13 protein-coding genes are annotated in these 14,757 nt (G+C 67.5%); 10 read left to right on the forward strand and 3 right to left on the reverse strand.

Annotated elements, in window-relative coordinates; all coding sequences use genetic code 11:
• The first annotated feature begins 1 nt into the window (after window position 1).
• The 4 genes from lspA to GWI72_RS12050 all read left to right on the forward strand — a co-directional run bounded on the left by lspA (window position 2) and on the right by GWI72_RS12050 (window position 4,560).
• Window positions 2-592, forward strand: a complete 591-nt coding sequence (gene lspA, locus GWI72_RS12035; protein WP_161676451.1) for a signal peptidase II — start codon at window positions 2-4, stop codon at window positions 590-592.
• A 79-nt stretch (window positions 593-671) separates the two neighbouring features.
• Window positions 672-1,385 (forward strand): hypothetical protein, encoded by a 714-nt coding sequence (locus GWI72_RS12040; RefSeq protein WP_179956066.1) that lies wholly within the window; start codon window positions 672-674, stop codon window positions 1,383-1,385.
• 289 nt (window positions 1,386-1,674) lie between these two features.
• Window positions 1,675-3,105, forward strand: coding sequence for a M16 family metallopeptidase (locus tag GWI72_RS12045; protein ID WP_161708770.1), 1,431 nt, complete (start codon window positions 1,675-1,677; stop codon window positions 3,103-3,105).
• A gap of 126 nt (window positions 3,106-3,231) precedes the next feature.
• Window positions 3,232-4,560, forward strand: coding sequence for a M16 family metallopeptidase (locus GWI72_RS12050; RefSeq protein ID WP_161676453.1), 1,329 nt, complete (start codon window positions 3,232-3,234; stop codon window positions 4,558-4,560).
• Window positions 4,561-4,773: 213 nt separating this feature from the next.
• On the opposite strand, the gene GWI72_RS12055 is transcribed toward GWI72_RS12050, so the two are convergent.
• Window positions 4,774-6,351: an EAL domain-containing protein gene (locus GWI72_RS12055; protein WP_161708771.1), complete on the reverse strand. Its 1,578-nt coding sequence runs from the start codon at window positions 6,349-6,351 to the stop codon at window positions 4,774-4,776.
• Between the two features lie 741 nt (window positions 6,352-7,092).
• Here GWI72_RS12055 and GWI72_RS12060 point away from each other — a divergent pair.
• From GWI72_RS12060 to groL, 5 genes are all read left to right on the forward strand, one after another.
• Window positions 7,093-7,854, forward strand: coding sequence for a hypothetical protein (locus GWI72_RS12060; RefSeq protein WP_209000098.1), 762 nt, complete (start codon window positions 7,093-7,095; stop codon window positions 7,852-7,854).
• Window positions 7,855-8,039: 185 nt separating this feature from the next.
• Window positions 8,040-9,488: a sigma-54-dependent transcriptional regulator gene (locus tag GWI72_RS12065; protein WP_161676456.1), complete on the forward strand. Its 1,449-nt coding sequence runs from the start codon at window positions 8,040-8,042 to the stop codon at window positions 9,486-9,488.
• A gap of 32 nt (window positions 9,489-9,520) precedes the next feature.
• Complete coding sequence (locus GWI72_RS12070; RefSeq protein WP_161708773.1) at window positions 9,521-9,904, forward strand: TIGR03067 domain-containing protein; 384 nt, start codon at window positions 9,521-9,523, stop codon at window positions 9,902-9,904.
• 256 nt (window positions 9,905-10,160) lie between these two features.
• Window positions 10,161-10,448: a co-chaperone GroES gene (gene groES, locus GWI72_RS12075; protein WP_161676458.1), complete on the forward strand. Its 288-nt coding sequence runs from the start codon at window positions 10,161-10,163 to the stop codon at window positions 10,446-10,448.
• Between the two features lie 60 nt (window positions 10,449-10,508).
• On the forward strand, window positions 10,509-12,152 hold the full coding sequence (gene groL, locus GWI72_RS12080) for a chaperonin GroEL (RefSeq protein ID WP_161676459.1): 1,644 nt from the start codon (window positions 10,509-10,511) through the stop codon (window positions 12,150-12,152).
• A gap of 420 nt (window positions 12,153-12,572) precedes the next feature.
• Here groL and GWI72_RS12085 read toward each other — a convergent pair whose 3' ends face one another.
• Window positions 12,573-13,277, reverse strand: a complete 705-nt coding sequence (locus GWI72_RS12085; protein ID WP_161708774.1) for a glutathione S-transferase N-terminal domain-containing protein — start codon at window positions 13,275-13,277, stop codon at window positions 12,573-12,575.
• 153 nt (window positions 13,278-13,430) lie between these two features.
• Between GWI72_RS12085 and GWI72_RS12090 the strand changes: the two genes are divergently transcribed.
• On the forward strand, window positions 13,431-13,634 hold the full coding sequence (locus GWI72_RS12090) for a SlyX family protein (protein WP_161676461.1): 204 nt from the start codon (window positions 13,431-13,433) through the stop codon (window positions 13,632-13,634).
• Window positions 13,635-13,674: 40 nt separating this feature from the next.
• Here GWI72_RS12090 and GWI72_RS12095 read toward each other — a convergent pair whose 3' ends face one another.
• Window positions 13,675-14,688 (reverse strand): hypothetical protein, encoded by a 1,014-nt coding sequence (locus GWI72_RS12095; RefSeq protein WP_161676462.1) that lies wholly within the window; start codon window positions 14,686-14,688, stop codon window positions 13,675-13,677.
• Between the last annotated feature and the right edge of the window lie 69 nt (window positions 14,689-14,757).

Genomic DNA, 14,757 nt, shown 5'->3' on the forward strand with positions numbered 1-14,757 from the left:
CATGGCTGACCCGGATGCCCCGAAGACGTCCGAACACCTGGCGGCCGGTGCCGGCGAGACCCCCGAGGGGTTTCGGGAGCGCTGGCTCTGGGGACCGGCCAGCCGGGGCATCGCCTGGCTTGCCGGCCTGATCTTCCTGGCCGATCAGGCCAGCAAGCTCTGGCTGCTGTTCGTCTACGACCTGCCGAGCCGGGGCGTGGTCGACGTGCTGCCGTTCCTTCAGCTTGTGACCGTCTGGAACCGGGGTATTTCCTACGGCCTGCTGCAGCAGGAGACGGATCTGGGGCGGTGGGCGCTTGCGATCTTCACGGTGGCGGCAGCGATCGGTCTCTGGGTCTGGTCGGTGCGCGGGGCGACGCGCCTCGCGGCGGTCTGCTTCGGCCTCCTGATCGGCGGCGCCCTTGGCAACGGCGTGGATCGCTTCGCCTATGGCGCCGTCTACGACTTCCTGCACCTGCATTGGGGAGACTTCTCCTGGTACGTCTTCAACGTCGCCGATGCCGCGATCGTTGCCGGCGTGCTCGGTCTCCTGTATGACGGGTTTGCAGGTGGTCCAAATAATGCCTCAAAATCCGGCTCTAAGTCGGGCTGATCAGGTTCTGAGACCCAGGACTGACCCTCGGGAGCCGGACGGGCTTCCGTGCAAGACGGGATAAGGCGACGTGCGCTTGATGTTCATTGAGTCTCTTTCGCGGCTTCCAGGCAAGCCCGCACGCCGTGGCGGCCTCGTCGTGGCCGCGCTTGCAGTCGCCCTCGCCGGCTGCGTGACCGATCCCAACGGCTATGAGGAAGGCGTCGACCAGGCTGCCGTGCGCAAGATCATGGAAGGCCTCGGTGCCGTCGATCCGAAGCAGAAGCCGATCGAGTACCGTCCCCGCGCCCCGCTGGCGATGCCCTCCAACCTGAGCGCCTTGCCGCAGCCCGAAGCCCCGGCGACCGAGACGGCGGCCAACTGGCCGAAGCCCGAGAACCAGGAACTGCAGGACCTGAAGGCGCTCTATGCCCGCAGCAACGGCACGGACCTGCTGACGCCCGAGCAGATGCGCGGCATCCAGATCGGCTCGACGCAGCCGCGCGACGTGGCGCGGGAGCGGCGGGACGAGCAGATCATCAGCGGTGGCCTGATGACCCCGGCGGAAATGAAGCAGCAGCATCAGGGCGCCGGTCAGATCGACACGTCCAAGCTGTTCGGTCCCGACGGCCAGCCGGTGCGCCGGTTCCTCGTCGAGCCGCCGGTTGCCTACTCGACCCCGGCCGCGAATGCGCCGCTGACCAAGCCGGCCGACACCAACGATGTCCGCCGGCGCGAAATCCGGGAAATGGAAGGCGCGCAGATCAAGATGAACTGCACCCCGACCCCGACCGAGGACTGCATCCAGCGCTGAGGCGCCTGCATCACCGGAACGTGAAGGCGGCCAGTCGGCCGCCTTTTTCATGTCCGCCCGGCCAGGCTGCTGCCCGGCCCCGGCCGCGGCTGAGCCTTGCCGCACACGCCGCCGGACACTGCCGCGCCGGATCGCGGGGCTGGGGGCGCTGCCGGGGGTGTTGGCCGGCAGGGGCCTGGATGACGAAAATTTAACCGGACCTTGCCTTTCCAGCGCCCATATTGCGCCTCAAGCCTTCATGCAGTCGCGCGCTGCTCCTGCCGCGCCCACACCCGGGAGTTCGAGATCCATGCGGAAAACCGCAGCCCTTGCCCGTTCCCTGTCCGCTGTCCTTCTCTCCGCGACGCTGCTTGTTCCGGCGGTGCTGCCGGTCCGGGCCGAAACGGCAACCCCGACCAGGATCGCCGCGAACCTGTCGCATTTCACCCTCGCCAACGGGCTCGAGGTGGTGGTCATTCCGGACCGGCGCGCGCCGGTCGCCACGCACATGGTGTGGTACCGGGTCGGCGCCGCCGACGAGCCGGCCGGCCAGTCGGGTGTCGCGCACTTTCTGGAGCACCTCATGTTCAAGGGCACCAGAACCCGGGCGAATGGCGAGTTCTCCGCCACGGTTGCCGGCATCGGCGGACAGGAGAACGCCTTCACCAGCTTCGATTACACCGCCTATTTCCAGCGCGTCGCCAAGGAGCATCTGCCGCTGATGATGGAGCTGGAGGCCGACCGGATGCACAACCTCGTGCTGTCGGACGAGGTGGTCGCTCCGGAGCGCGACGTGGTGCTGGAGGAACGGCGGATGCGCGTCGACAGCGATCCGTCCTCCCGGCTGCAGGAGGCCCTGTCGGCCGTCACCTACGTCAACCACCCTTACGGCTCGCCGGTCATCGGCTGGCAGAGCGAGATCGAGGCGCTGAACAGCGCGGCCGCGATCGACTTCTACAACCGCTTCTACACGCCCAACAATGCGGTGCTGGTCGTCGCCGGCGATGTGGACGCCGAGGAGGTCCGCAAGCTCGCCGAGCAGACCTATGGCAAGGTCCCGCGCCGGGCCGAGCCGGAAGCACGCCTGCGCCCGGGTGAGCCGCCGCTGGCCGGCTCACGGTCGGTGCATGTGGAGGACGAGCGCGTGCGCCAGCCGGCCGTGTCCTGGACCTGGCTGGTTCCGAGCCAGACCACCGGGACGGGACGGGAGCCGGAAGCGCTGGAGCTTCTGGCGCAGATCCTGGGCGGCGGCCCGACCAGCCGGCTCTACCGCAGCGCCTTCCTCGAGAAGCAGATCGCCGTCGACATCGGCGCCTACTATCTCGACACCGCGCTCGATTCCACCCGCTTCATGCTCTACGCCTCGCCGCGCGGCGAGACCACGCTGGGTGATCTCGAAGCCGAGTTCCGGACGGCAGTGCGGGAGATTGCCGAAAAGGGCGTGAGTGCCGACGAGCTGGCGCGCGCCAAGCACAGTCTCGTGTCGTCTGCCATCTATGCGCAGGACAGCCAGATGGGGCTCGCCCGCCTGTTCGGCGCGGCTCTGACCAGCGGCCAGACCGTCGAGGACGTGCAGACCTGGCCGAGCCAAATTGCAGCCGTCACGGCGGAAGATGTCCAGGCCGTGGCCCGCGCCTATCTGCTCGGCGAACCCGTCACCGGCTATCTGACGCCGCCGGACAAGGACCATCTGCTCAAGCCGACTGCCAGCGCCGTTCCGGCGGCCGGGCAGCGCTCCTGAGGTCCCGCCAGGTCGATGCGGACCGTTCAGGGCCGGCAGTGCATGTCCAGAAGTTCAGGGCCAGACGTTTAGTGCCAGACGTTCAGGGGCCAGACGTTCAGGGGCCAGCAGTTCAAGGGTAGACAGATGTTTCATTCGCTTGACTTCGTGAAGCGTTCGGCTGCGGCGACCGTCATCGGCAGCAGCCTGCTGCTGGCGAGCCCCTGGCCGGCGCTCGCCACCACCATCGAACGGGTCATCAGCCCGGGCGGCATCGAGGCCTGGCTGGTCGAGGACCAGACCCTGCCGATCATTGCCGTCAACTTCGCCTTCGACAACGGCAGTGCGCAGGACCCGGCCGGCAAGGAGGGCGTCACCAACCTGATGGCTGCCTCGCTCAACGAAGGGGCCGGCGACATGGACGCCGCCGCCTACCAGGCGCGCATGGAGGAACTGGCGATCAGCGTCGGCTTCAGCGCCGGCGGAGACCAGACCTTCGGCAGCCTGCGCACGCTCGCCAACACCCGCGACGAGGCCTTCGAGATGCTGCGCCTCGCCGTCAACGAGCCGCGGTTCGATGCGGATGCCGTCGAGCGGATGCGCTCGCAGATCCTTGTCGGCCTGAAGCAGGCCGAGGAGGATCCGGATGCGGTCGCCTCGCGCGCCTTCATGGAAGCAGCCTTTCCCGGCCACCCCTATTCCCGTCCGACCGACGGCACCATCGCCAGTGTCACGGCGCTGACGCCGGCCGACCTGGAGGCACAGCGGGCGCGCCTGTTCACCCGCGAGGGTCTGGTGATCGGCGTGGTCGGGGCGATTGACGCCCGGACCCTGGCCCCGCTGCTCGACAGCGTGTTCGGCAAGCTGGCGGAAAAGAGCACCCTGCCGGCCATCCCGGACGTGGTGGCGCGCACCGGCGAACGCATCAGCCGCACCATGGACGTGCCGCAGACCACGATCCTGCTCGGCTTGCCGGCGCTGAAGCGGGACGACAAGGACTATCAGGCGGCCTTCGTGATGGATCATATCCTCGGCGGCGGCTCGTTCACCTCCTGGCTCTACGAGGAAGTCCGCGAGAAGCGCGGCCTGTCCTATGGTGTCGGCACCGACCTGTCGCCGTCGGCGCACACGGGCCTGCTGTTTGCCAGCGCCGCAACCCGGGCCGACAAGGCCAACGAAACGCTCGAGATCATCCTGGCCCAGTTCCGCCGCATGGCGGAGGAGGGGCCGAGCGCGGAAGAACTGGCCAAGGCCAAGGCCTTCCTGACGGGCTCCTATGCGCTGCGCTTCGACACGTCGGGCAAGATTGCCAGCCAGCTTGTGGCGCTGCAGACGGCGCGTCTCGGGATCGACTATTTCGACCGCCGCAATGCGGAGATCGAGGCCGTGACACTGGAGGACGTTCGCCGGGTCGCGAAGCGGCTGCTCGAGAACCAGACGCCGCTGGTCGTCACCGTGGGGCCGGCCGCGAGCTGACCACCGGCGAGCGCCCGCCAGCCCGTCCGCCCATCCGCCCGTCCGCCCGTCCGCCCGTCCGGACGGGGCCGGCCGATAGGAACAGGACCGAGGCAAGGGGCAGGACCGATGAAGGGGGCTGGCGCACGCCGGCCCCTTTTCTTGTCGGGACTGCGGTTGCCGGGGGCGCCGGGACTTGGGACAGTGGATGCGGGACGCTTGACGGGGTGACGATCAGCCGGCGGCGCGCTTGCGCGGCGCCGGTGCCGGAGCGCCCTGGAGCACTTCGGCACGGACAGGGCGCGGCGGCGAGAACAGGAAGCCCTGCGCCATCTTCACGTCCGCATCGAGCAGCTCCAGCACCTGGGACTCGGTCTCGACATGGTCCGCGATCAGCTCGATGCCGTATCGGCCGAGAAGATCACCGAAATCGGCCGGGTGGATATGCCCGTGGTCGGTGGCGCGGCGGCCGATCAGGTAGTCGGCATTCAGCTTGGCGAAGCGGAAGCCCCGGTCGGCCAGCGCGCGGAAGTCCATCTTCAGGTCGTGAATCTGGTCGACGGAGAAGCGGAAGCCGAGCTCGGCGAGGGCTGCGAGGCTTTCCAGCTCGACCACGCCCATCTGCGCGACATCGTCCTGCGTGAACTCGAAGATGAGCAGTTCGCCGAAGTTCTTGTTGGCGCGGACAAATTCGAGGAAGCCCGGGAAGAAGGTCTCGTCCACCAGCGACAGCGACGCGATGTTGCAGAACAGCGCGACGTCGCGGTTGCGGGTGGCAAGGCGGCGGACCACCTGCACGGAGCGGAACAGCAGCAGGTTGTCGATCCGCGGCACGAAGCCGGCGCGCAATGCCTCCGGCAGGAAGACCGAGGGTTCGAGCAGCTGCCCGCCGGCATCCCGCAGCCGCGTCAGGCTCTCGTAGTACTTCACCCGGCGCTGCGGCAGGGTGACGATGGGCTGAAGGAACAGATCGACCCGGTTGGCATTGAGGGCGGAGCGGATCAGTTCGCGCATGACCGGATCGGCCTGCGGTTCCTGGCGCTGCGGCGGCTGGTCGCCGAGCACCGGCTCGATGCGGGTGGCACCGCCGACGTCATAGGCCATCGGCTGCTGGAACGGGGCGCCGGAGGCCGGGGCCGCAGGGGCCATCGGCTGGGGCGGCAGGGGAGCGTAGCCGGGCTGCGGCTGCATCTGGGCGGGATGCATCTGCGAGGGATGCATCGGCGCCGACGCCAGACCGTGCTGATGCGGCTGTGCCGGCTGCTGCGACATCGGCGCATAGCCCTGCTGCTGCGGCATGTAGGGCTGATAGGCCGGCTGCGGCTGGGCCGGCTGTCCCATCTGCGGATAGGCCTGGGCGGTCCCGGGATGATAGGCAAGTTCCGGCATGGCCGGCGGCGGCGCGAGCCCGCGCTGGTCCTCAAGGCGGGTCTCGATGTCCGACATTGCCTCGGCCATCTGCTTGACCAGCGTGCCAAGCACCTCGATCTCGGCAAACAGCGGGTCGATGGCCTCGCGGGTGCGGCGCGGAACGGTGTGCTCCACGCCGGTCAGGCGCCCTTCCAGATTGGTCACGTCATCGTCGAGTTCCGCGAGACGGTCTTCCAGACGGTCGACCGCTTCTGCGACCTGGCCACGCTCGCGCGCCCGGCTGAGCAGGACCTGGACCATGATCATGGTGCACATGAGGGCAAGCGACAGGGACACGGCCTCGCCGACCGGCCGCCCGAGCTGGAACACCAGCACGGCCGCCGACGACAGGGCAATCACGCCCATGCAGACCAGAATGAGAAGGGTTGTCCCGCGCCCCATCTTGCTTCGTCGAACTCGCACCGAATCAACACTGTGTTAACGATCTTGCCCCAAAGCGCGGGGCCTTCCGACTCTCGGCGGGACCGCAGGAGGCAATATTTGCCTATTGTCCCCGGATAAGCTTGCAAACTGCAGAGCTGCGCGTGTCGCCCGACGGACACTGTGCCCCTGATGCCGGCCCCCTGGAGGCGTGCCCCGGAAACATGCATCTGAAGCATGCCCCTCAGCCATGGCCCCCATGCCTCCCTACCGACGGCGTCGGTCTGGAGGGGCGAGACCAGGCCGCGCAGGGCCGCCCGGCCGTGATCATCGCACAGGTTAACGATTTCTGCTTTTCATTTTGACGTATGGGCACTAGCGTTCTTGCGGGGGATTTCTGGGAGGACGTCACCCCGCTGAAACTCAACCGTAACAACGGGGGTTGGCGGCATGGACCAAACGGGTGTGCGGGACGGCGCAATACCCGCGACAGAGCATCTGACAGCCAGGGCCGGGCCTGCCGGACGCCGGATGCCGTCCGGCCCCGGGCCCCATTCCGCCCCGACGGATGAGACCGGCGCGCCGTCGCCGGAACCTGCCGGGCGCGGGCTTCACGCGGGCTCGGGTTCGGGGGCAGATCCAGGGTCACGACCGGGGCTAGGTCCGGATCTGGAGCCGGGTCTGGCGCAGGGTCTGGCGCAGGGTCTGGCGCCGGGTCTGGCGCAGGGTCTGGGACGGGAGCCGGGAGTTGACCCAGACCTTGTGCGGCTGGCCTTGCACAAGATCCTCACCAGTGCAGAGTTTGCCACCGCCGACCAGCTCCGCGCCTTCCTCCGGTTCGTCGTCGAGGCTGCGATCTCGGACCAGATCGTCAACCTCAAGGGCTACACGATCGCGACGGCGGCTCTCGGGCGCGGCCCGGACTTCAACCCCAACACCGATCCGATCGTGCGCGTGGAGGCGGCGCGCCTGCGCAAGCGCCTGCAGGACTACTACGCCGGCAGCGGCCGGGATGACCCGATCCGGATCGACATTCCAAAAGGCTCCTACGCACCACGCTTCGAGCTTCCGCCCGCCCCGTCGCCGTCGCCGGCTGCCCCGCGCATCCCGCCGGAGACGACCGCCGCGGCCGCCCCGGTCCCTGCCCGGGCCCGCACCGCCGAGCAGACGGCCGGCCCGCACGACACCGGGACGGCGAGTGTTACCGGCGACGCTTATGGCGACGCTTCTGGCGAAGCCCCCCTGTCGCTCCCTCCCCTGTCGCCCCCTCCCCTGTTCCCCGCCCCGTCCTCGCCGGATCGGCTGGCACGGCATCCGGAGGCCAGACCGGGTCGCGGCACTGAGGGAGACGGGGCGCAAGGACAAGGCTACGGACAGGCCCAAGGTCAGGTGCCGGGGCCGGCCCAAGGCGCCGCCCTGCCGGTCCCGGCCGGACCCGTGACGCGCGGCCTGCGGCAGCCACAGCTTCTCGGCGTGGTCGCGCTGGTCGCCTTCCTTGCCGGGCTTGCCGTCGGCCGGATCTGAGGCGGACGGCGGCCGGCAGGACCGGATGCGCCTGCCGTCCGCCCGGCCGGCCGCGCCCGGTGTCCCTTGCGCAAAATGAAGACCCGACAACGGTTTGTTTACCCTGATCGTCGAATGTCGGGATCACAGCATTGTCTGATCTGACCTGCCGCATGGATCACCACAAAAACGGGAGTAACCCGGGCATGGGGAGCATTCCGGACCTTGACGGGTCCCTGCAAGTTCGAGTCCTGGACGCCACCCCGTCCGATGCGCTGCGCGCGGCCACCGTCTGCGCGAAACTGCCGGGAACCGTTGCCGAACCCATCCTCTACTCCGACGCACGCCAGTGCCTGGAGGATCTGGCCATCAAGCGCACCGACGTGCTGGTGGTCGATGTCGAGACCGTGGGCGGCGACGAGGCGCTGTCCCGCTTTGCCGTGCGGTGCCCGACGGCGGTGATCATCGCCGTCAGCGCCGAGGGCTCCGTCACCCGGTCGCTGAACGCGATGCGCGCCGGCGCGCATGACTTCCTGGTCAAGCCCTATTCCCTCGATGCGCTGACGCAGAAGGTGCGCGCCCACCTCGACATGCGCCGCAGCCGCAGTGTCGCGGCCGTGCCGCAGCCGCGCCGGGAGGCCGATCCGCTGCCCGCGGGGGCCGAGGCCGGCAAGCCGGTGGGGCGCTTCTCCAGCCAGTCGCAGCCGATGCGGCATCTCTATGCCACCATTCGCCGTCTCGGCCCCTCGAGTGCCCCGGTGTTCATCACCGGTGAGGCAGGCTCCGGCAAGACGCTCTGCGCCGAGGCCATCCACGGCCAGTCCGACCGCCGCACCGGTCGCCTCGTGACCGTCAACTGCGCGGGGCTCGGCGCCGACGAACTCGAGGCGGAGCTGTTCGGCAGCCTGACAGGCAGCCGCAGCGGACGCAGCGAGCTGCTCAGCCTCGCCGATGGCGGCACGCTCTATCTCGACGAGATCTGCGACATGGATCCGGCCCTGCAGAGCCGTCTGCTGCGTGTGATCCAGACCGGCTCGATCCCGGCTCCCCTGGGGGGCAGCGGCAAGGACATCGACGTGGACATCCGTCTGGTCTGCTCGACCAGCCGCGATCCGCTCGCCGAAGTGGCGGCCGGGCGCCTCCGGGAAGATCTCTACTACCGTCTGCATGTGCTGCCGGTGCAGGTTCCGCCGCTGCGCGACCGGCGGGACGACATCCTGCCGCTGGCCCACGCGTTCCTCGCCCGCTTTGCCGGAGAGGAGGCACGCAGCTTCCGCAACTTCGACGCGGATGCCGAGGCGCGGCTGCTCAGCTACGGCTGGCCGGGCAACGTGCGCCAGCTGGAAAACACCATCCGCCAGATCGTGGTGATGAACGACGGCGGCTCGGTGAGCTACGAGATGCTGCCGCTGGTGATCCGCGACACCTTCAACCGGGCGCGCGCTCCCGCAGAGGACGTCCGCGACAGGCGACGTCCGGCCCGCAGCGGACGACCGCACTCGAGCATCGAGCCGCTCTGGGCGCAGGAACGCCGGATCATCGAGGATGCGCTGGATGCCTTCGACGGCAACATCGCCCTCGCCGCGGCCGCGCTCGAGATCAGCCCCTCGACCATCTACCGGAAACGCCAGTCCTGGTCCGAACGGCTGCAGTAACGCCTCGCAGCGCCTCTCGTGGATACATAACCATGACGCCTGACACGCGCACAGATCTGGAGGCCCTGCAGGGTCGCTGGCTCCAGGTTCGCTTCGAGGAGAACGGCCTCGTCGATCCGCCGGACAGCCATGGCCTGCCCGGCGCGATCACGACGATCACGGGCACCCGGTTCCATGTCGCCATTCCGGGCGGCGAGACGATCCTTGAGGGGCTGTTCGAGCTGGACGCAACCACGCAGCCGAAATCCATCACCTGGATCGACACGATCGGCGAGGATGCCGGCAAGCGCCTGCCGGCGATCTACAGGCTTGAACCCGACAGCTTCGTGTTCGTGGCCGCCGACGCGGGCATGAACCGTCCGACGGAGTTCACGACCCGCCCCGGCCTGACCCTGCGCGGCTTCGTCAGGGCCTGACCCGCGCAGGTCCCCGGCGCGGGTCGTTTACCGTGTTTTCCGACACCTGTCGCCGTCTGCCCCGCCCCTGATTTTTTGCACGCGGCCGGCATTGACATCCCGCAGCCCCGCTCCTACATCGTGGACGCGTTAGCACTCGCTGTTGAGGAGTGCTAACAGGACGCGGGATCTCCTCCCGCGCTCTCTCGAGCCATCAACCTAATGGATTGCGTGCTGCTTTCAGATGGGGGCACGCCGCATGAGAGGAAAGAGCCAAATGACGTTTCGTCCGCTGCACGACCGTGTCGTTGTTCGTCGCGTAACCTCGGAAGAGAAGACCGCCGGCGGCATCATCATTCCGGACACCGCCAAGGAAAAGCCGCAGGAAGGCGAAGTCGTCTCCGTCGGCCCGGGTGCCCGCAAGGACAACGGCGAGCTGATCCCGGTTGACGTTAAGGCTGGCGACCGCGTGCTGTTCGGCAAGTGGTCCGGCACCGAAGTCAAGATCAACGGCGAAGACCTGCTGATCATGAAGGAATCCGACATCATGGGTGTGATCGCCTGATCTTCTGGCGGATATCCTGATCGTTCCGACATCAACCCAAGTTACAAGTGAGACGAGAAAATGGCTGCTAAGGACGTAAAGTTCGGCGCTGATGCCCGTGAAAAGATGCTGCGCGGCGTGGACATCCTCGCCAACGCCGTGAAGGTGACCCTCGGCCCGAAGGGCCGCAACGTCGTGCTCGACAAGGCCTTCGGCGCACCGCGCATCACCAAGGACGGTGTCTCCGTCGCCAAGGAAATCGAGCTCGAAGACAAGTTCGAGAACATGGGCGCCCAGATGGTGCGCGAAGTGGCCTCGAAGACCAACGACATCGCCGGTGACGGCACCACCACCGCGACGGTTCTGGCCCAGGCCATCGTCAAGGAAGGCGCCAAGGCCGTTGCCGCCGGCATGAACCCGATGGACCTGAAGCGCGGCATCGACCTCGCCGCTGCCGAAGCCGTCAAGCACCTGATCGCCTCTTCCAAGAAGATCACCACTTCGGAAGAAGTTGCCCAGGTCGGCACCATCTCGGCCAACGGCGACAAGCAGGTCGGCCGTGACATCGCTGAGGCGATGCAGAAGGTCGGCAACGAGGGCGTGATCACCGTCGAGGAAGCCAAGTCTCTCGAGACCGAGCTGGAAGTCGTCGAGGGCATGCAGTTCGACCGCGGCTACCTGTCCCCGTACTTCGTCACCAACGCCGAGAAGATGCTCGCCGAGCTGGAGAAGCCGTTCATTCTCCTGCACGAGAAGAAGCTCTCCAACCTGCAGTCGATGCTGCCGGTCCTCGAGGCCGTGGTGCAGTCGGGCAAGCCGCTCCTCATCATCGCTGAAGACGTCGAAGGCGAAGCCCTGGCGACCCTCGTCGTCAACAAGCTGCGTGGCGGCCTCAAGATCGCTGCCGTCAAGGCTCCGGGCTTCGGCGACCGCCGCAAGGCCATGCTGGAAGACATCGCCATCCTGACCGGCGGCACCGTCATCTCCGAAGACCTCGGCATCAAGCTCGAGAACGTCACCCTCGACATGCTCGGCCGCGCCGAGAAGGTCTCGATCTCCAAGGAAAACACCACCATCGTTGATGGTTCGGGCTCCAAGGACGACATCGCCGGCCGCGTTGCCCAGATCAAGGCGCAGATCGAGGAGACCACCTCGGACTACGACCGCGAGAAGCTGCAGGAGCGTCTGGCCAAGCTGGCTGGCGGCGTTGCCGTCATCCGCGTCGGCGGTGCGACCGAGATCGAAGTGAAGGAAAAGAAGGACCGCGTCGACGACGCCCTGAACGCGACCCGTGCGGCCGTGGAAGAAGGCATCGTCCCGGGCGGCGGTACCGCTCTCCTGCGCGCCAAGGCTGCCGTCGAGAAGCTGACCTCCGACAACGCCGACATCCAGGCTGGCGTCAAGATCGTCCTGCGCGCTCTTGAAGCCCCGATCCGCCAGATCGCCGAGAACGCCGGCGTCGAAGGCTCGATCGTTGTCGGCAAGGTCATGGAAAGCAACGACGTCACCTTCGGCTTCGACGCTCAGTCCGAGACCTATGTCAACATGATCGAAGCCGGCATCATCGACCCGACCAAGGTCGTGCGCACTGCCCTGCAGGACGCCGCTTCGGTCGCCGGTCTGCTGATCACCACCGGCGCCATGGTTGCCGAGCTGCCGAAGAAGGACGCGCCGGCCATGCCGGGCGGCGGCGGCATGGGCGGCATGGGCGGCATGGACTTCTAAGAAGTCCATAAAGCCGACCATCAGCTTAAGTCCTGTGCCCGCCCTGCAGCGGGCACGGGGTGCGGCATGGACTTCTAAGAAGTCCATAAAGCCGACCATCAGCTTAAGTCCTGTGCCCGCCCTGCAGCGGGCACGGGGTGCGGCATGGACTTCCAAGAAGTCCATAACCCGATCATCAGCTGAATGCGGAAAGGGCGGCCCTCGGGCCGCCCTTTCTCGTTCGCGTGTCTGGACGGCGCGCATGAGACGCGCCTTCGGCCGTGAAAAGGCCCGGACCAGCCGGGCCGTCTCCCGATATTTCCTGTCCGCCCAGTCTGTGTCAGGCGTCTGTGCCAGGCGTCTGGGCCAGGCGTCTGTGTCAGGCGTCTGTGTCAGGCGTCTGGGCCAGGCGTTCAGGGTGTCACGACCCGATCCGCGAGATCAGGGGCGCGGGGGAATGTTGGTGGCCGGCGTGCTGGCCGGGCGGGCCATGCAGGCCTCGAACCAGCGCAGCACGTTCTTGCGGCTGGCCAGGTCAACGTGCTCGCTTGCCTCGTAGAAGCCCGAGATCGTGCGCAGCCACGGCCAGCAGGCGATGTCGGCGATGGAATAGTCGGATCCCATGATCCATTCCCGGCCATCGAGGCGCTGATCCAGCACGCCGAGCAGGCGCCTGACCTCGTCGCGGTACCGCTCGAACGGGCGGCGGTCCTCATAATCCCGACCGGCGAACTTGTGGAAGAACCCGAGCTGGCCGGACATCGGGCCAAGCCCGCCCATCTGCCACATCAGCCACTGGATCGTCTCGTGACGCAGCGCGGGGTCCGGGCTGAGGAAGCGGCCGGTCTTCTCGGCCAGATAGATCAGGATCGCACCGGATTCCCAGAGCGCCAGCGGCCGCCCGCCCGGACCGTTCGGGTCAAGGATCGCGGGGATCTTGTTGTTCGGATTGAGCGAGAGGAACTCGGGCGTCATCTGGTCGTTGCTGGCGAAATCCACCAGATGCGCCTCGTAGGGCAACCCGGTCTCCAGCAGCATGGCGCTGACCTTGATGCCGTTCGGCGTCGGCAGGGAGTAGAGCTGCAGGCGGTCCGGATGCTGGGCCGGCCACTTCCGCGTGATGGGAAAATCGGCAAGGTTGGTCATGGCGTCGCTTTCGGTAAGGCGTCCGCAAACTGCGGACAAAAGGCAGGCACGCCAAAGCATCTAGCAGGTCCCGGGGACTTGCCAAGGGTGCGCCTTGTCCGGATCCGAAAATCGGCGTATGCGCTGGTCGGGAGCGAGCACAGGGGAGCCGTCATGTCCGAAGAGCGGATCGAGAAACTCGAGATCGACCTTGCGCATGCCAACCATGCCATCGACGAGCTGAACGCCGTCGTGATCGAACAGGGCCGGCAGATCGACCGCCTGACGCGCCGGCTGCTCGAGATGACTGACCAGATCGAGGAGCTGATCGAGGTCGGCCTGCCGCAGCACCGCATCGACAAGCCGCCACACTACTGAGGCGAGCCACGGGCAGGCACAGGGTCCGCCGTTGCCGGTCTCAGGCGTTGACGAAGCCGTTGATCATGGCTGCAACGACGCCGCATTGCCGCTGGGCAATCTCGTTCGCGGGCAGGCCCGCAGCCAGAACGGGGAAGGTGCGGAAGTAGCCGAGCGGAAAGTACTGCTCGCCGCCGCGCATCAGCGGGCCTGTCACGGCCACCCCGTCGAACCCCTGGTACGAGGCGCGCTGCTGATAGGTGCCGAGGCGGTTGAAGTTGGTCCAGATCGTGTTTCCGGCCACGTTCCCGACCGGGCTGGCATAGGTCTGCCCTTGATAGAAGGCCCTGAGGTTCTGGACGTCGATCAGTCCATGACCGAGATGGACCTGGTTGCGGGCGGCGGGCACCAGCGCCAGGGTCGCACCGAAGTCAGCCCCGTCTGCCCGGGCGGCGCCGACCTGGGCCGGATCAATCCGGAAGTCCATCAGGCAGAGCGGACGGTAGCGGCGGTTGACCGCGTCCGGCAGGATCGAGCTGCGCCAGCCGGCATGCTTGAAGGCCCAGAAGGTTCCGGCAAGCGCACCGTCCGTGACATAGGCGACGCGGGTGGGACCGCTGACGTTGCTCGCCCCGTTGGCCGCGACAAGCTCGGCCGTGCTGACCTGCTCGGCGCCGGCCTGCAACGCCGCGACCGACGTCAGGACATCGCCACCGGAGACCCCGAGGCGGGCGTAGACATAGTAGCGGCTCTTCATGACCGGACCGCCGACATTCTCCCAGCTGGTGGAGAGCGCCGTGCGCGGGTTCTGCATGTCGTCCAGCATCCCCGCCACCGCGAAGTAGAGCCGGGTGCTCGCGCCGGTCGCGACAAACCCGTGCTCGTGCAGCGGCCGCAGACGCACCGACAGGGTGGCCAGGGCGGTGCCATAGTAGACACTCGGCATCTGGCTGAGCGCCGGCAGGAGGTGGTCGCGGTAGTTCCCGGCTTCTGCGGCCGGATCCAGCCGCAGGGTGCCGAAGCCCGCATTGTTGACGTTGATCATGCTGAGACTGGGATCATCCTGGGCCGGCATGGCTGGTCCTCGCATCGGGGCGGCCGCAGGAGGCGACCGCACGCAGTGGCTCTTCCAGCCAGGACGCGC

This window comes from Pannonibacter sp. XCT-53, assembly GCF_009915765.1.
Classification (GTDB): domain Bacteria; phylum Pseudomonadota; class Alphaproteobacteria; order Rhizobiales; family Stappiaceae; genus Pannonibacter; species Pannonibacter tanglangensis.